This is a genomic window from Rossellomorea sp. NPDC071047, from assembly GCF_050270195.1.
In the GTDB taxonomy this organism is placed as follows: Bacteria; Bacillota; Bacilli; order Bacillales; family Bacillaceae_B; genus Rossellomorea.
Genome location: NZ_JBNNJT010000003.1, coordinates 222,835 through 242,915, shown reverse-complemented (window position 1 = coordinate 242,915; position 20,081 = coordinate 222,835). Strand labels below are relative to the sequence as shown.

Genomic DNA, 20,081 nt, shown 5'->3' with positions numbered 1-20,081 from the left:
TGATTTTTTTGAACTTTAATAGGTATTAAATATCTTTCCTTGATAGTAAAATATACCTGTTTTGTGAGATGGAACTATGACTATATAGGTATAATTACTTCTTCATCAGAAACTTTCCCAACTTTACCCTCCCCTGAACTCTTACGTTACGATAATGACTTCATGAAATGAACAGGAACTTGAGAGAAGTGTCAAAATATATTAAGAATTTTCCCAATTAACAGACTCATGAAAAAAGATTACTATTTAGGTTGTAAACAAATCTGCGTCACGGATGAATAACAGAGGGGGAAGAGTATGAACAAGAAGCGTTCAGCTAAAATTTTGACGGTTGCACTGGCTGCAAGTCTATTAGGTGCATCAGGAATTCCATTTAACGTTATGGCAGAAAGTGCCCCTAGTACGTCTAGATTTACACAAATCAAAGATGTAGAAGAGACATTGATGAGTCTATCGGATGAGCAAAGAAAGGCTTTGAAACAGATCGAAGCGAAACCGGATTTTGAAATCGCTCCGAATATCAATACAGAAAGCGAAGGACTAGTTGATGTCATCGTTGAATTCAAACAGGCACCTGCTAAAGTGGAAGTGATGAAGCAGGCGGCTAAGGGACTCCGAACGACTACTAAAGCAGCCGCTGAAAAGGTAGAGAAATCTCACAGCGAATTCAAACAAACATTCCATTCTATGAAAAATAAAAAGAGTACAAGCTCTGGATTACAAGATGCGAAGATCACGAAAGAATATCGTTCCGCCATCAATGGTGTCGCGATGTCCATCCCGGGAAATGAGATTGATAGTTTGCTGGATTCCGGGGTCGTGAAACGTGTATGGAAAGATGAAGTCGTTCAGCTTGAACTTCCAGAAATGGAAGGGGAAGCTTCTGAATCTAAAATGATGGATAGTATCCCGCAAATCAATGTAGATAAACTTCATGATGAAAATATAACGGGTGAAGGAATCAAGGTCGGAGTACTTGATACAGGAATTGACTATCATCATCCTGATTTGCAGGATGCCTATAAGGGTGGTTATGATTTCATTGATAACGATAATGACCCTATGGAAACAACCTATGAAGATTGGCAGAATTCAGGTAAACCTGAGGTCAATCCTGCTTCTGGATCAGCCTACTACACGGAGCATGGTACACATGTCTCGGGAACGATTGGCGGCGAACAGAAGAATACAGTCGACTATGCGGTAAAAGGGGTTGCCCCTAATGTCGATTTATATGGCTATCGTGTTCTTGGTCCGTACGGTGCTGGAACAGCCACAAGCGTCCTTTCAGGGATTGAGCAAGCTGTCATCGATGACATGGACGTCATGAACCTATCTTTGGGTGCTTCAACGAACGATCCGCTATATCCGACTTCGGTTGCAGTTAACAATGCGATGCTCTCAGGAGTGGTGGCAGTAGTGGCAGCAGGAAACAGTGGGCCGGAAGAAGGAACACTTGGAGCTCCAGGTGCAGCAGCCCTTGGCATTACGGTTGGGGCAAGTGATTTTGACATGGATATCCCTACCTTCCAATCCATGAGTGTAAATGGTGAAACATTTGAGAATGTTTTATTATTGGGAAAGAACTTTTCCGATGATTTATCATCTCTTCAAAATCAGTCAAAACAAGTAGTTTTTGCCGGACTTGGATATGAAGCTGATTTCGAAGGGAAAGATCTAACGGGGAAAATCGCCCTGATTCAACGTGGTGAAATTGCCTTTGTGGACAAAATGAAACAAGCGAAAGAAGCAGGGGCTGAAGCTGTCATCATCTACAATAATATAGACGGTGAGATTCAGGCTTATCTGGGAGAAGGATCAGAATTTATCCCGACCTTCCGTATGACAAAAGCGGATGGAGAGCGTTTGAAAGGGTTAGGAGATAACGCATCCATTACGTTTGGTGACTTAGCGACTGTTCAAACAGAGGGGGATAACCTGGCTAGCTTCAGCTCAAGAGGACCTGTGGCTGGAAGCTATGATATTAAACCGGATGTTGTAGCACCTGGTGTAGCGATCTTCTCAACCATTCCTGAATATATCAATAGTCCGGAAGAAGGGGAAGACTATTCTTCAGCATATGCCCGCCTTCAGGGTACATCCATGGCAACGCCTCATGTAGCAGGTGTAGCGGCCTTAATGCTTCAAGAAAATCCTGATTATACTCCGTTTGATGTAAAAGCAGCCCTGATGAATACAGCAGAAGACTTAAATGGAGACGTATCCGTTTTCGAACAGGGAGCCGGACGCATAGATGCTTATAATGCAGTACATGCCGATGTATCCATCAAAGTGATGGATACAACAAAAAATCTAAATGAAAACGGTGAAGAAGTAGAGGTTGATGAAGAGACGGCTTCTATTTCTTTCGGAAGTCACTATAAGGAAGACAATGGAATTAAAGCAGACAGTAAGATGCTCGTCCAGAACGATGGTGGAGAAGACAAATCATTTAAGGTTGAAGTTGAATACCATGGTGAACGTACGGGCATCAAGGATTCAGCTGCAAATGGTATACATTTAGAAGTTCCGACGAGTGTAGCGGTTGACGCAAGGGAATCGAAAGAAATTTCACCAACAATCACGGTTCCGGAAGCTGCTGAAGAAGGGCGATATGAAGGGTATATCCACCTGACGAATGAAAGTGATGCGAGTGAAACGTACCAGGTTCCGTTTGCGATTCGAGTAACAGGAAAAGGGTTCGACTATCTTGAAACAGATAGACCAGCACTAGCAAATAATACGCCAAAGTGGCAATATTACAATCCATTTGTAACAGCAATATTCAAAATGAAAAGCCCACTGACCAAGTTAGACATTATTGTGAAAGATGGACAATCGGGTCAAGCTATTGGATTCATTGCTTCCATAGAAGATGCGAATGCAAAGCCTGACAAAAAATATTATATTCCTTATGTTTTCTCAGGGGTTGTTTATCCATTTACAAATGACAAACAAAATCCGATATCAGACCAAAGTATTGATTTGCCTGAAGGTGATTATGAATTAGAGTTCATAGGGTACGACGAAGAGGGTAAATCGTATACGACCGCCACACCTGTCATCATTGACAATACAAAACCACAAGTGACTTTTGATAAAGCTCCTGATGTGTATGAAATCAGTGAAGATATGTACACGGAAGAGTTTGGAAAGAAAGCATTCTGGATTCACGGAAATGTGCAGGATGAAACAGTGGATGTCTTGCAATCAAAAGGAATGAACTATGATCAATCATCGAACAAGTTTTTGATAGCAATTGGCTCCCGTGAGTACTTTAATTGTTGCTTCCCTTCAGCGGGTTCAGAAGGGAATACTCAGTTTGGAATCGAACCTTCTGATATTGCAGATGGCCCATTAAGATTAAGTTTAGCCGGTGCTGATATTGCAATGAATGTCAATTACCAAAGATATATCTTCATACAAGAGGGCACTGAATATGTAACATCTGATTACAACAAGAAAGAAGTTGGTTTAGACGATACAGTGACCATGACTCTGAGCTTGAATAACGTAAAAAATCTTATGTCAGGAGAGTACACGATTCAATATAAAGGGGAAATGTACTCATTTGAATCGGCAAAGCTGAATGATGAATTTAAAGCCTATGCAGAAGAAAATGGACTTCAAGCATCACTTCATGATCCTGTTGAGGGCAATCCCGGATATTACGAGACCGTAACGGTAGGCGCTACATTGAATGGAGAAGGGTACTCCGGATTGAATGGTGACATGCCTATGGTAGACGTTACGTTCAAGGTCAATAAAGATGACTGGTTTTATGGATATGACAAACTTGATGTCACAAAGTCAAGTTACACAAAGGCCGGTGAAGATGAGACTGTAACTCTCCCTTATTACAGCACTTCATCATTTGGTTTCGTATCTAAACATTCAAGAATTGAAGGGTATATTAGACCAGAAGCATTTATGAAGAAAAGTGGAAGTGGCAATCTTCTTTTACCAAATGGTGTTGCTCAAAATATCGGAGCGAAGGTATATGCCTTATCACCAGATGGTGAAAAATATGAAGGCAGCAGCATCGCTTCAAATGGGAAATACACAATCGAAGGTATTCCTGCTTCACTTAAGACATACAATGTCGTAGTGGAAATCCCAGGACATTTAAAGACCTACACGCCATTCATACCTGGTTTTGAACTGAAAGGTAAGAATTATGGGAAATTTGTTAATACAGGATCCAATATGAGTCTGGCGGGTGATGTTGATGGAGATCATATGATTGATATTAATGATGCCATCATTACAGTCTTCTCTTACGGTAAAGAAGGCGTTGGAGTGAATAAAGGCGACCTGAACCAAGATGGCAAAGTAGATGAAACGGATCTGCGTTTGATAGAGAAGAATTTCTTAGAAAAAGGTCCAGATGCTAAAAAGAATAAAATACCTAAAGAAAAACATGGCAAGGTGACTCTGGAAAAATTATTCCGTTCAATTGGCCTTGAATTGGAGAAATAAAATAGAAAAGAGGTGTCCTAAGGGCATCTCTTTTCTTGTGGGAAAATTGTGCTAAGTACATGGCTTTATCTAATGTATTAAACAGTCCAATCCAATTTTCGAACAAGTGATACATTTAAACACTTATACCTTAGAAATGGAAGAATTGGTTTCAATCTTTGACAAAGAAATTGAGGACATGAAAAAAGCAGGGTTTCGTCATCTTAAAGAAGATAGGGAAAATCGAGTGAATGACAAAGTCGACTCACTCGATTCTTTTTTCCCTACTTCTTTTTTCTACGATATAAATCCAGCGTCTTATATCCTTCAGACAAGATTTCAATCATCTGATGGGTTCTTTTGTCACGTGTGGATTGCTGTTTAGCCGAAAAGATTTGCCTCGCCCAGTCTTTTTGATAACCAGGAGTCAGGTTTTGATAAAATTTTAACTCTGCCGGATGGTCTTTTAGTAATGTTTCAACATCCTTTACATTCTCCTCATAATCTGCAACACATTGACTTGAAGCAGGCGTCTTGGCTACTTTTTTCTTTTCACGTTTCATGCCGACAACCGTAAAGACATCGTCCATACTTACCATACGCGAAAACTTTATATCACTATTTCCGATATAACCATTTTCTCCAACGTTTAATGCCGGAAACATCTCATCACGGTGAATATAGGTGTCAAATCGAGTATTCCCTTTTTTAGGATAGGCGAAAAATAAGTACCCTTTTGGAAGCAGGACTTTTTCATTCTGAAGGATCTTGTTTAAATATTCCTCCATTTCATCAATCGTTTTAACAAATATAAAGATAGCATCGTGATTCTCAGAAAGAGACGTCGGCATGCCTGTAAAGATCGTATAATCTTCAGGCTGATGAAGGACAGCCATATTTTTATATTTGGTTAATTTTAATTTGTCAATAATAGTGGTCATATGTATTCCCTCCAGGAATTTGAGTAGAGTGAAAATGAATTCATTTTTCATGAACGAGTACAAGCACCATTCTTCCCCTTTTATCTATTACTTATTATAGATTACAAATGTTCATTGTGAAGAAATAGTAGGGTTTTTTTTAGTTGGATCTTTTATCAAAAAATCAGTGACTTATTGATCATAAATTGATCCTTCATCCTATCATTTTTCAATTTCCTCAATGATTCGAGTTTTTTTCCCAATGAAAAATTATTTTTCCATTCTTTTATCACTTTTAACAGGTCAAATACAAACATTTTATGAAGCATTCAAGGATAAAGTTCCTATTATTTTATAAAACTTTCTCTTTATTTCCCCCAATAGGAAATTTTTAGTTTCAGTAGAACGAGTATAAGAGGTGCTCACTATTTCTTGATTAATAGAAAAGGGAGGAGGAAGTTAGACACAAAGGTATAGGCGACATGTATCTGTTATCCATGTCTTCTACTGATAGTTGGCGCATCCATCAAATAGCAATATTACGTGATTGGCTAGGTATTATGCTGTACTATAGCATAATCCTAATCTACTTCTAGGATTCTTCATCATGTGTAGTAAAGAATGAAAATTATACAAAAGGGTGAGAAGATGAAGGGTTCTTTGAAAAGTAGGTTATCTATTGTATTAATGTTCGTTTTACTATTAAGCAGCTTTGTAACACCCGTTGGTGCGGAATTCCATTTTTCAAAAGATGGACAATCGGCTATTCCAAAAACACAAGAAGCAGAACTTCCTATGGCTGATTTAGTTGAAGATAGTGGAAACCATCCATTATATGGACAGGATGGGACTTCTATTGATCCAAATGAAAAAGTTCGTTTAATTGTCGAAGTCGATGTAAATGAAAAGGCAAAATCCTTGCCTGAAAAGCAGGTAGAACAAGTAAAGAATACGTTTATGAAAAAAAGAGATGGTTCTTCGAAAGTGATCCATACATATCACACAGGCTTTTACGGATTTAGTATGGAAACGACGATGAAGGAAGCGGAAAAGATCAAAGTGGTAGACGGAGTAAAGGATATCCGCATCGCGAAAACGTATGAACATATGGATGTAAAGAGCAATGAACTTGTGGAAGCCATGAATGTGTGGACAAAATACAATTACAGCGGTGACGGAATGCTCGTTGCAATCGTTGACTCAGGAATCGATTATGAGCATGAGGCACTGAAACTTTCCGAAAAAGGGAAGAAAAAAGCAAAGTATAATGAAGAGAATATTCAAGCGAAACTGAATGAAACAGAAGTAAATGATGTTTGGTATACAGATAAGGTACCAACAGGCTATGACTGGGCAGATAAAGACACCAATGTCATTCCTGCAAGTAATTCCCACGGAACCCACGTAGCAGGAATTGTCGGGGCATACGAAGATTCCCAGAAAAAGGCGATGGGAGTGGCACCGGATGTACAGCTATTGGCCGAAAAAGTATTCTCTGATAGCAGAAGTGGTGCGTATGACGATGATATTGTAGCTGGAATCTATCATGCGGTGGAGTTTGGGTCTGATGTCATCAATTTAAGTCTGGGATCTGACGCAGGAAGCGTAGACCCGAATGATCCGGTACAACGTGCCATTCAATATGCAACAGAACATGGGGTGTTAGTCGTAGCTGCGGCAGGTAACGCTTCTTATAGTACAAAACAAAACTTGCTGGAAAGGTCACAATTACCTTTGGCCAAAAATCCTGATATCGGTCTTGTTGGCGACCCTGGTGTAACACCATCCGCACTGCAGGTTGCTTCATCAGAGAATGATCAGATGAGTGTAGATGCTTTCAGTTTGAATGATGGAAGTCAGCTTGGATATCAAGCACAATCCAGTTCCAAAAAGCTTAGTGATGAACTCGAAGCCAGTCAAGATTACGAATTGATTTTCGCCGGTGAAGGATTTGGCAGCCATCTGGATGGTTTGGATCTAGAAGGGAAGATCGTGGTTGCAAAACCTGCAAAATCGTATGCTATTTATTCGACTCTTCAATATGACTCAGCAAAAAAAGGGGCGGTCGGACTAATCGTCATTCCACCGGATAAATATCCATCTTATGCAAATTTAAATTTCTCAAGATACACCATTCCAGCCGTTACGACTGGACATACAGAAGGAGATCAATTAATTGAACGATTACAAAGCGGTGAGAAGATTTCAGTGCAACTGTCAGATGAAGGTGTTTGGGTACAAAACCCGACAACAGAACCGATGTCTTCATTCTCTTCTTATGGTTCACCAACGGATTTAAGCTTTAAACCAGAAATCACAGCTCCTGGAGGAAAGATCAGCTCGACAGTATTGAATAACGAATATGAAACCATGAGTGGAACTTCCATGGCAACTCCACACGTAGCAGCTGGAGCGGCTTTACTTCTTGAGAAGTATTACGAGGAGTTAGGTTTACCAAAAAATGAAGAAACGGTCTTAAAAGCGAAGAATGCATTAATGAACACGTCCCAGGTGTTAACGAATCCCGACGATGAAAATTCCTTATACTCACCAAGACGTCAAGGTTCAGGTTTGATGAAGATTGAACAAGCGATTAAATCTCCTTACCTTGTGGAACATGTAGGTGCCCCTTTGGAAAAGGCTGCATCCGTTGCGTTAAAGGAAGTGGACAGAACGTTCGATTTCACATTGGATGTAGAGCCCTTGGCAAAAAAGCTTGAAAAAGCCAATGACCAATATGAAATCGTAGTAGATCTGTTAATGGATGAGACAGAGAAGAAGACATATGGCGATGTAGAAAGAGAATATCTAACTTTACATTCGATACCGATAGAGGGAGCGGTCGTGAAAATCAACGGAAAACAGATGGGGGACAAGAAAATTCAATACAAACCACGTCGTGATGGCGAAGTGAAGATCTCTGTCACACTCCCGGAAGGGTTAAGTGAAGGTCGTTTTGTTGAAGGGTTTGTCCGCTTTGTTCCTAAAGGCAGTTCTGTAAAAGATTTAGCAACTTTAACGATGCCTTTCATGGGATATTACGGTGATTGGGATTCCCTTAATAATATTGATGTGAGTCCGGTGAATGGAGACCCATACTTAGGATATACCGTTCTTTGGAATGACGTAATGGAGTTGCCTATGGGGTATGATACTTCCAAAGGAACATTTGATCCAAATAAAATTGGATATTCTAAGAATGCGGTTGCGTCAGGTATATATCCTTCCTTCACTGCGTTTCGTAATTTGAAAGAAATGTCTCTGAAGGTAGAGGATGAGAATGGAAAAACTGTTGCCAACATCACGAATTTCGGTGAATTTACGGAAGATGGCAGCCCGTACCCATTCAGAAAGAACATTATGGGCTATGGAAATTACTCTTATAAGTTCGATGGGATGTTCTGGAGTGGGAAAGATGACGGCGGGAACCACCTTCCTGACGGGAACTATACGTATGTGTATGAGAGTACATTGAATTATGAGGGAGCAGAGCCTCAACAAACGAAGATTCCGTTTAAACTGGATTCTGTTGCGCCTGTTGTTAAAAATATCAAGATTACAGAACAAACGGATGGGAAGTATAAAATTACGTGGGGTGTCACAGAAGAAGGAACGAAACATGTCGGAAATTTCATCTGGGTAAATGGCGGTAGTCGTAAAAGCGTATACAGTGATGCAAATGAGTACATTACCGACAAAAAGCCTGAAATTGTCATGATTTCAGCCATAGATGCTCTCCAAAATGTTGGTGTTGGTTATACTGGAAATGAGGAATTGCTGAATGCAGATCCATTTATCAATTATTGGAATGTTTCACGATCCAATGTGAATGAAACGAAACCGGCTTCCATCTTAATCTTTGGCTATAAACGAATAGATTGGCATATAGAGATTTCTAATTCAGCAGGCGAAGTGATCGAGTATGCCGATATTGAAAATGAACATTCGATATATGGGTTAAAATGGTATGCTGCTGCTGAATATCCGGACGGTGACTATTATGTGACCGTGACAGGAACAGATGAAACAGGATTATCGCTGACGTCTGAGAAGAAGAAGATTACAGTTAAACACTAACTAATGAGAAGGGCCAAGAACATATGACGTTCTTGGCTTTTCTTCGTGTAAAACGACTTTAGGTTGATGAGATACTATAGCCTCTTACCTCAAGGAACAGAACCTCAAATATTGCCCATCATTGGTATTTCTACTTGCTTTGAATGTATCAACTAATTAATCCCGGTTATTCCATAAGTCATATGTCCATAGCACCTTAGGTAAACCGACATAGGGTAATCTTTATTTGCCAAACTAAAATTCCTTGTATAAAAAACTGAATTTGATGAAATTTCGCAAAAGTTACATTCTATCAAATTCAAATAGTATGAATATATCAACAGATAAGAAAGAAGGGAATTGACGGATGAAAAAGCGGATTACTAAAAATGTAACAATGTTGGCACTGAGTGCTGGTCTAGTAGGCAGCAGTTTTACACCAGCCTCTCTTACACACAATGTTCAAGCAAAGTCATCTTCAGGCATTGAACAAGTGCTGGCGAATCTTACTCCAGAGCAGCGTCAAGCGATTAAACAATTACAAACGAATGACCAAGGAGGGCTGCAGCTATCTTCTGAGGTAGATCAAAAGAGTGACGATTCCATTTCGGTCATTGTTGAATTCAAGGACAAGCCGGAAAAGACAGCGGTACTGGAAGCAGAGTTAGAAGGAAAAAAACTGTCTAAGACGGAAGCAAAAGAAAAAGTAAATGCAGCTCATGAAACCTTTCACAAGGATCTTCAAACGATTTTTAAAAATGAATTAAAACAAAAGAAATCATCATTTAAGATCAAGCAGTCCTACAAACATGCATTTAATGGTGTGTCGATGACCATCCCTGCCAACAAAGCAAAAGCACTGCTTGATTCTAAAGCTGTAAAGGCTGTTTGGAGCGATAAGGAAGTACATATTGAACCTCCTGTCACTGAACATGAATCCGGGGAGAAAGCCGAAACGCACTCGAATGTCACTTTTCCCGGCATCGAAAAGCTTCATCACGAAGGATTCACGGGAGAAGGCGTGAAAGTCGGGATTCTGGATACAGGAATTGACTACAACCATCCTGATTTAAAAGATGCCTACGAAGGCGGATATGATTTCGTGGATAACGATAATGATCCGATGGAAACAACGTATGACGATTGGGTAGAAGCAGGAAAACCATGGGCTGCACAGACATATTATACGGAGCATGGAACGCATGTGGCGGGAATTATAGCCGGACAAGGTACAAACGAATCAGATTATGCAGTAACGGGCGTAGCACCCGATGCTGAAATTTATGCATATCGTGTGTTAGGTCCTAACGGTACAGGCAGCACCGGGGCGATATTAGCCGGGATTGACCAGGGAGTGGAAGACGGTATGGATGTAATTAACATGTCCCTTGGCGCCAATTACAACGACCCATTGTATGTAACTAGTATTGCCGTTAACAATGCCGTGCTTGCTGGCGTAACCGCGGTGGTGTCAGCGGGTAACTCCGGAAACGGAATGTATACACTTGGCTCACCTGGTACTTCACCATTGGCCCTTACTGTCGGGGCAAGTGACACATCTGTCACGATTCCAACATTTAATGGAACGCTTCATGCCGATACAACTGTATCAGCGGACTTAAAGCTGATTGCCAGAGGATTCGAAGATAAAATAGAAGAATTAAAAGGTCAAAATTTGCCTATTGTTGATGGAAAAAACGGTTCATTTATTGACAAAGATGTAAACGGAAAAATTATCCTTGATACACGCGGATATATTGATCTCAGATCTATGATAAATAACGCGAAAAAAGGAGGAGCGAAGGCCCTTCTTTTATACAACGCCTACCCACTGGAAGATGTTTATTTAGGAGAAAGTTTTGACTCCATCCCTGTATTTTTTCTAAACAGTGAGCAAGGGACTGCAATGAAGCAAGCGTTAACTTCCGGTAGTGCGACGTTTTCCTTTGATGAATTGGGTGAACCGGTTGTGACCGGAGGGGACGTATTAGCTGACTTCAGCTCACGGGGTCCATCCCGCGTCTTATATGATATAAAGCCTGAAGTTACTGCACCTGGAGTGTCGGTCTTATCTACGGTACCATCCTATATGCATGGAGAAGATCAAATCGGGAATTACAAAAGTGCTTATGAACGTTTATCCGGTACATCCATGGCTTCGCCAAATGTAGCAGGGGTTGCCGCACTTTTGAAACAAGCGAATCCCGACATGACACCTGCCGAGATCAAAACAACGCTCATGAACACAGCGGATCCATTAAATGGAGAATATAGTGTATTTGAAGTAGGTGCAGGACGTGTAAATCCGTATAAAGCGATTCATGCTCAAACAAACATTCAAGTAAATGACGAGACGGAAACGAGTGATGGAGGAGCCAAGACTCTTGCAGATGAGGGAATCCATACGATTAAAGACACGACCGGTGCCTTAAGCTTTGGCGCGCATGCTCCAGATGGAAAGCATTTAAGAGAGACCCGTTCTGTCACGCTCTACAACAACAGCAAAGAAACGAAAACCTACGATGTGAAAGTCGAGTTCCAAACACTTGAGGAAAGATTCGAGGGGGATTATTCTCATGTAGCCAAGGATGCGACTGCTAACGGTGTAACGGTGGAGACAAAAGAAACATTGAAAGTGAAGGCAGGTAAGAAAAAGAAAACCGCAGTAACAATGTTAGTTCCGAAAACGGCCGAATTAGGAAACTATGAAGGCTATGTGGTGTACACGAATAAAGACAATCCGAATGAAACGTATCGAGTTCCATTTGGTATTCATACGGCAGAAGAGGGCATTGACCATATTGAGGTAAATCCTCCTGCATTTACGACCGCTGTCGAGGCTGGTTATAATGGTATCCGATGGTCAGTTGGCCTTAACTTCCAATTGAAATCTCATATGCGTTCGATGGATCTCTTCCTTATTAATCCAAAAACGAATAAAGAAATCGGTTTTCTTGGTTCATTTGACGGTATGGGTGCAGATGAAAATATTGAATATTATCTAAGGGGTGTGCTGAATGAAGGATATTACCACCCGTTAACGGGAAATCCAGATCAGCCAATCGCGTATGATAAGGAACAAACCGAGCCAGGATTGTACAAAATCAGGATGGTAGGGACAAATGATAAAGGGGAAACCTTTACGTCAGATGCACCGGTTTACTATAGCGTTACGCAGCCTACCCTCGATCTCAACGTGGACTCTGGTATAGTAGAATATAGTCCGGATCAAACAACGGTACCATTAACAGGTTCGGTTTACGATCCAGGGATTGAAGAAATGAAATCAGGCGGTATGGATGTGTCTCAAGCCAATAATAAATTTGTCTATCAGTTTGGTAGATACAGCACTGAAGTTCCATTAGACACTGACGGGAAATTTTCGACGGAGCTCACACTGATCCCAGGTGTACCAGTGCTTCCGGTGAAAATGTATGCAGAAAACTTTGCAACAGTGCAAAACTATTCTAGTTATAAACAGGTATATTATGTGAAACAAGGTACTCAGTACGGAACAGCTATTCCAGACAAAAAGAAAGTAACAGCGGGCGATACTGTGACGGTTACACTTTCGATGAACAATATGACAAACATGAAGCAAGCCGTATATTCCTTCGTAAATCCATTGAACGTCGTCACCCAAAGCATTACACCACACACGACATTGGATGGAAAAGTGGATATTAAAACAGAGAATACAGAGGTAACCATAGACGGACAGAAGAGAACAGAAACCACCATTACCGCGACATTAACCGGTGATGCCGCACAAACGGGGCAATCAGGCAAGGTTCCAATGGTAGATCTCACATACAAAGTGAAAGAGGATTCTGGCTTAGGGGATATGGGCTTAACACAATTCAATGGTACGTACACCAATACAGATGATAAGATGAATTCCGCAACGGGTATTAGTATTCCCTATCATGTGGAACGGACGTATTCCATTTTGAAATCTCATGTATTTCCGGAAGCATTTAAGAATCCTTGGGTGCTAACTGAGCCAATAAAAAACTTTGATTATGTTAAAGCTGGCGCGAAAGTGAGAGTAACAGATGAAGCGGGAAAAGAATATGCAACCGATTTTGGAAGTAGAGAGGTGAATACTGATTTCTTCTTAGCTAAACTACCACTAACGGATAAACCATTCACTTTCGAAGTAGAGGTGCCGGGACATTTCAAGGTGAAGAAAACCTTCACAGTCGGATTGGAAGAAAATGGAGAATTGAAACCATACGCGAAAGCAATCTTTCCTGAACCTGCACATGCGGGAGATGTGAACCAAGATCATGTAATTGATGTGAAAGACGCACTTTCCATTCAATCAAATTGGAACACAGACAAACGCGAAGCAGATATTAACTTCGATGGAGTAGTAGACGTAAAGGATATGCAATTTGTCATCAACAATTATTTAATGCAAAATCCTTGGATGGATAACTCTCCAGAACCTCTGAAAAAACAAAATGGACAAACATTAGAAAGTGTGCTGGAGGAATTAAATATTCAGTAAGGAAAAGAAGAGAGCAACGGCCATTGGCCGTTGCTTTTTTGATGGGAGAAAAACATCTTGCGGGAAGAATGAACGACAGTTCAAGTAGAATACTAGAAAGAAAGCATTAGTGTTTACAGTTGTAATTTTTTAAAGTGATCGAAAATGCGCCGCAGAATTATTCTTTTATTTTCAAACAAAACATAAGGTTGTATCAAAGGGGAAGGGAATTTTATAGGGGATTGTTGGTCCTTTTTCCTACTACTATCCTACCAGGAAATATGATATGTATTACTGCCTTAGAGAGTATCTTATAAATATCCTTGTTTAGTATAGGCTATCTTTTACGTTACTACCGTGCTGTTCAAGGAACAAGCCTTTTCACACGTCTACTTAAATAGGAATCATATCTTTGAAGTCTACTGAACCTTTTTAACTGCAAAATGATCTGTTGATGTAAGATCAAATGTCATCTATTGAACCTTTTATCCGAAAAGGCTTGATGTTATAGCACAATTCCCCCCATTGCTGCTACATAGTAGTTTATTTAAACTTTGAGATAGGGTACCCATTCGTTTTGGAACAATCACTTGTTAACAGGTGTAATAGTAGTGTTTAACAAATAATCACGATCAGGGGGAACGATATGAATAGAAGAAAGCTCAAACCTATATTTAAGGGGACGTTAATTGCTAGTTTGCTAGTTTCCGCAGGAGCGCCATCTGGGGCTATTGCTGAGAGTGATATTCAGAATAAACAGAAAACAATAGAGCGAACGCTGATAAATTTAACTGATCAGCAAAGGAAGGCATTGAAACAATTGGAAACATCACCAGGGTTCACCATTTCACCGGATATCAATCAAAACAGTTCTGAAATGGTAAAGGTAATCGTTGAATTTAATCAAGCTCCCCCAGAGGTTCAGGTAGCAAAAGAAGCTGTTAAAGGGAAAAGAATGTCTCTTTCTGCTGCTAAAGATAAAGCAAAACTTGAGCATGACACGTTTAAAAGAGAATGGAAAAAAACCAAAAAACTGAATAGACCGAATGAAGAAAATATGAACGATGCCAAAGTTACCAGAGAATACCATGAGTCATTCAATGGGGTAGCGATGGAAATACCAGGAAGGGCTGTGCAAGAGTTGCTCAGTACTGGAGTCGTTAAGCGTATTTGGAAGGATAATGGAATAAACCTTGACCTTCCGCAAGAGGTAAAAGAGATGAACTCGGGTATACCATCAAAGGTCGATGACAGCCTTCCTCAAATCGGTGCAGACAAGCTTCATCAAGAGAACATTACGGGGACAGGGGTTAAAGTAGGGGTCATTGATACTGGCGTTGACTATAATCATCCAGATTTAAGAGGTGCATATAAAGGCGGATATGATTTTGTCGATAATGACTCGGATCCCATGGAGACGACTCTTAAAGACTGGAAGGATTCCGGGAAGCCTGAATACAATGGTTCTAGTTATTATACATACCATGGAACTCATGTAGCCGGATCCATTGCAGGCCAAAAGGAAAACAGCTCGGCCTCTTCTGTTGAGGGGGTAGCCCCTGGAGTTGATCTCTACGCTTACCGGGTATTGGGTCCATATGGAAGTGGATCGAATGCCGCGGTCATGGCAGGAATTGAGAAGGCTGTAACAGATGGTATGGATGTGATCAACCTGTCCCTGGGTTCGGATGTCAATGACCCTCTTAATCCAACGTCTATAGCGATTAACAATGCGATGCTTTCAGGTGTTGTTGCGGTCGTTGCTTCAGGAAACGCAGGACCTGGTGAAAAAACACTGGGATCTCCAGGAGCAGCTGCCTTTGGGATAACAGTAGGAGCTAGCGATGTGTCATTAACAATCCCGACAATTAGTGCCAATGTTGGAAACCAAGAAATAGTGGATATGAAGCTGTTAGCCCGAAATTATACAGATCAATTGGAAGACCTCCAGAATATGACCCTTCCAATTGTAGATGCAGGGATAGGTACAAAAGGCGATTTTACTAATAAAGATGTGACTGGTAAGGTAGCGCTTATTGAACGTGGATCGATTACGTTCGATGAAAAAGTACAAAATGCACGAGCTGCAGGTGCAAAAGCAGCGATTGTTTATAATAACGTAGATGGTGAAATAGAAGCTTATATAGGGGAAGGTACTAATTATATTCCTGCTTTCCGCATATCCAAGGCTGCTGGTGAACAACTTAAATCACAATCAGAAATCACCTTTGAGACATTAGGCAGCATCAAGACGGAAGGTGATCACTTAGCGGAATTCAGTTCCAGAGGACCTGCTAACGGGAATGATGACATTAAACCAGATGTCACAGCACCAGGCGTAGCGATCTTCTCGACCCTACCTGAGTTTATCAATGACCCCCAAGATGGAGAAAATTATGATACGGCATTTGGCCGTCTCAGTGGTACATCAATGGCATCGCCTCACGTAGCAGGCGCAGCAGCACTCATCTTACAAGCACATCCCGAATATACACCTTTTGAGGTTAAGGAAGCATTAATGAATACGGCTGATGAAATGAATGGTGAGTATTCAGTCAATGAAGTTGGCGCAGGGAGAATTGATGTCCATGAGGCAGTCCATTCTGATATATTGATTAAGGTTCTGGACAAAACGCTGCATGAACAAGATGGAAACTTTGTCGAAATCGATGAAGAAACGGGTTCAATTGCTTTCGGAAGTCACTATATTCAGGATGGTGAACAAGTAGAAGACAGCAGAAAAGTGGTTATTCGAAACCTCAATGAAGAAGATGCAAAGGAATTTACCACTACGGTTGAATTTTTACCAGCTAAGGGAGAAATTCAAGATGCCGGCAAAAACGGCGTAGAAGTGGAGCTTCAACATTCAGTTAGGATCGAAGCGGGTAAATCTGCAGAAATTGAGCCGACAATTCTTGTTTCAGACAGTGCGGAATTCGGAAGGTATGAAGGATATATTCACCTTGTAAATCCGAAAAATGAAAAAGAGCACTACCAAATACCTTTTTCAGTCCGTGTGGCAGATAAAGGACTAGAGAAGATGGAATTGACAAGACCGATGATAACGAATGATACATCGAAGTTGCATCCGTATACGACTCCATATACCAATGTAATCGTCAAATTATCAAGTCCATTAAAGACCATTGATATGTTAGTGAAAGATGGAAAATCTGGAGAACCAGTCGGATTAATTGGAACCATTAATGCAAGTCATTTATTGACGGGCATTGACTATTTTGGGAGTCAATTTGTTAAGGGAGAGGTGTACCCATTCACCAACGATCCTTCAAACCCAATTTCTGATAAAAAGGTGAAACTGCCTGAAGGAGATTATTTGTTCGAAATGATTGGGTACGATGAGCAAGGTAAACCACACAGTAAAGACGCAATTTTCATGATTGACAATACGCCTCCGAAAGTGGAACTTGACATGGAGCCTGGTCTTTATGAAGTTAATGATTCGATGTTTACAGAAGAAGAAGGGTTAGAAGGACCTGCGGTATGGGTACATGGAAATGTATATGATTCAACTGTCGATGCCCTTAAAGAAAAAGGGGTGAACATTGATCAGTCCAGGAATGGTGTACTTTGGTATGAATACTCGTTCTATAACCATTATTTTCTTAATGTAGATGGGGAAGGGAACTTTAGATTTCCTGCATCGAAGGAAAGAATGGACCAGATGTCATATTTAGATTCCAACTTGTTTGTATTTGATAATGCGACAGCATCAGAAGGATATCCAGAAGGTATAAATAAATACATGTTCATAAGAGAAGGAACGGAATATGCTGTTCCTAGTTATGACAAAGAGAAGGTCCGTCTGGGTGACGAAATTACAATGACTTTGAATTTAAACAATGTTAAGCAGCTCGCCTCCGGTGAATTCAGCGTACCTTACTATAAAGATTTACTTGAATTTAAAAATGTAAAAGTCAATGATACATTTAAAAAATATGCCGATCAAAAAGGTGTAGAAGTAAACCTGAATGAGCCAACATTAAATGCTGGGAACGTTAAAGTAGGGGCTTCAATTCATCAGAATAACTTAACGATCGATAAAGATATTCCATTCTTGGATGTCACATTTAAAGTCATCAATGATGAGTACTATGCTCAAGAAAACATAACATTTGATACGAGTTCCTTTAAGTATAAGAAAACTTCAGATTCTAACCCAACTATTATTCGTGTAATTAATGACGAGTCATTTAGAATTCTGGCTGGCCATTCTATTGTGAATGGAAATATCCAACCTGAAGCTTTCTTAAAAGATAATGGGCAGTTGGATCATTCTGCTGACTACTCTAAACTTGGAGCGAAAGTATATGCAAAAGCTTCAGATGGTAAAACCTTTGAAGCGTCTGAGATTTTCGATACTGGATACTTTACAATCGATGACCTTCCGTTATCAGAAAATGAATATGAAATTTACGTAGACATACCAGGTCATCTCACTAGCAAGTTTACGACAAAACTAGTGAGAAACGTCGATGGAGAAATGGCAGGTGTGCGAATGTACGCAACTATGGACAAGTCCCCAGCTGGTGATGTAACAGGAGATGAGATGATTGATATCAGAGATGCGATTATCTCAGTGTTCTCATACGGGAAAGAAAATCTCGGGGTAAACAAGGGCGACCTTAATCAAGACGGCAAAGTAGATGAATCAGATCTTCGTTTGATCGAGAAAAACTTCCTGGAAAAAGGACCTGATGTCAAAGAGAATAAAAAGCCAAAGGAAAAACAAGGAAAGGTTACGTTGGAAAAGTTATTCCATTCAATTGGTCTTGAAACAAGAGAATAGTGAACAAAATAAAAATGCCAGGGGCAAACTCCTGGCATTCTTTTATGACGTTTCCATTATTTAATTAATCAGCCAATACTTTTGACGCCAGCTCAAGAGCTTTACTCTTTTCATCTTTTTTTACGTAATAATGAAAAAGTTCTTTTTCGTATTGTTTTAATAAAGATACATATCCAGACTGTTTAAAGTATGGAAGGGCGTTAGTGATAAGGTAGTTAAAATATTCAGTGTGATGATGGTTGATTAAATGGAGAAGAAGTTTGAAGCTGATCGAATATATATATTCCTTCATTTCCCGTGCAAGGGATAATCCCTCATATACCAGCTTCTCCAATTCTTTTTTCGCCATTAGGTTACCATCAAGGCAGCTCCGGATGAATCCTTCCAGGGAGGTTAAATAAAAGGAGGATTTTTTTTCCTTCAGATCCATGGATTGTTCATACAGTCGTTTAGCAGTTTCATATTCGTTTCGATTATAGAATTCATAGGCTAAGTTATGGAGCACCCGTGCTTTCTTTTCATAAGCATGACACAGATCGCAAGTATGAAGTAGAGCCTCGTATTCCTCGACTTTCAGTTGGAAATCACGACATCCATCACTTTCCCGTGTTATTAACATAATCATTTCAGCATCAATAATTTTAAGGACATTATTGTTATTGATGAAAGAACGCAATGATTTTTCTGCATAGTAATAGGCCATTACCCTTGATCCTGCCGCAAGATAGGCAGTAGCTAACGTTAAATAATATTCTTCATTCTTGTAATCTTCGATGTTAATAGATACTAAGGTCTCAAAGGCTTTTACTATATCCTTTTTAGATAAGTAATAAATGCCTGATAAATGATTCAATAAGTTACTTTCATAAGGTGGTAAATGCTTATACTTCTTTTTGATCTCTTTGAGGATTTTGTCTGCCGGTTTCAAGTCTTGATGCAGTAAGTGGTATCTTGCATTCAGCAGTTCATAAAGGATTTGATAGTCACTGATTTTTATTAATGGTTCTTTCTCCAGTTTGTTTTTAAGTGTTTCTATTTCTTTATCTCTCTGCCTTATCATTGAATCATGCCAGCATTGAAGGAGCCTCTTGATGTTTTTATACCGGATGAATTCCTCTTCTACATCAATCCCGAGCCGTTTAGAAAATAACAAGGTAATTTCTGAAGAATAATCTGTCTTCCCCTGTTCAATTTTGCTAACATGAGTATTTGAGCAGATCCCATATCCAAGCTGTTCCTGTGTCAATTTAGCTTTTTGGCGATAAAACTTAATGATTTTTCCTTTATGCATACAACATTCACTCCATAATTGAAAGGATAATAACAATAAGAAACCTCACTTGAA

General features: G+C 40.1%; 6 protein-coding genes. 4 read left to right on the top strand and 2 right to left on the bottom strand.

Going from position 1 to position 20,081, the window contains the following annotated elements; all coding sequences use genetic code 11:
- The first annotated feature begins 297 nt into the window (after nucleotides 1-297).
- Nucleotides 298-4,479, top strand: a complete 4,182-nt coding sequence (locus ACQKFO_RS13175; protein ID WP_427599190.1) for a S8 family serine peptidase — start codon at nucleotides 298-300, stop codon at nucleotides 4,477-4,479.
- A 263-nt stretch (nucleotides 4,480-4,742) separates the two neighbouring features.
- Here the strand turns inward: ACQKFO_RS13175 and ACQKFO_RS13170 are convergent, their stop codons facing one another.
- Complete coding sequence (locus ACQKFO_RS13170; RefSeq protein WP_427599188.1) at nucleotides 4,743-5,399, bottom strand: YdeI/OmpD-associated family protein; 657 nt, start codon at nucleotides 5,397-5,399, stop codon at nucleotides 4,743-4,745.
- Between the two features lie 600 nt (nucleotides 5,400-5,999).
- On the opposite strand from ACQKFO_RS13170, the gene ACQKFO_RS13165 reads away from it, so the two are divergent.
- From ACQKFO_RS13165 to ACQKFO_RS13155, 3 genes are all read left to right on the top strand, one after another.
- Nucleotides 6,000-9,455, top strand: coding sequence for a S8 family serine peptidase (locus ACQKFO_RS13165; protein ID WP_427599186.1), 3,456 nt, complete (start codon nucleotides 6,000-6,002; stop codon nucleotides 9,453-9,455).
- A gap of 346 nt (nucleotides 9,456-9,801) precedes the next feature.
- Nucleotides 9,802-13,947, top strand: a complete 4,146-nt coding sequence (locus ACQKFO_RS13160; protein ID WP_427599184.1) for a S8 family serine peptidase — start codon at nucleotides 9,802-9,804, stop codon at nucleotides 13,945-13,947.
- 625 nt (nucleotides 13,948-14,572) lie between these two features.
- Complete coding sequence (locus tag ACQKFO_RS13155; RefSeq protein ID WP_427599182.1) at nucleotides 14,573-18,736, top strand: S8 family serine peptidase; 4,164 nt, start codon at nucleotides 14,573-14,575, stop codon at nucleotides 18,734-18,736.
- A 64-nt stretch (nucleotides 18,737-18,800) separates the two neighbouring features.
- Here the strand turns inward: ACQKFO_RS13155 and ACQKFO_RS13150 are convergent, their stop codons facing one another.
- On the bottom strand, nucleotides 18,801-20,027 hold the full coding sequence (locus tag ACQKFO_RS13150) for a helix-turn-helix domain-containing protein (RefSeq protein ID WP_427599180.1): 1,227 nt from the start codon (nucleotides 20,025-20,027) through the stop codon (nucleotides 18,801-18,803).
- Between the last annotated feature and the right edge of the window lie 54 nt (nucleotides 20,028-20,081).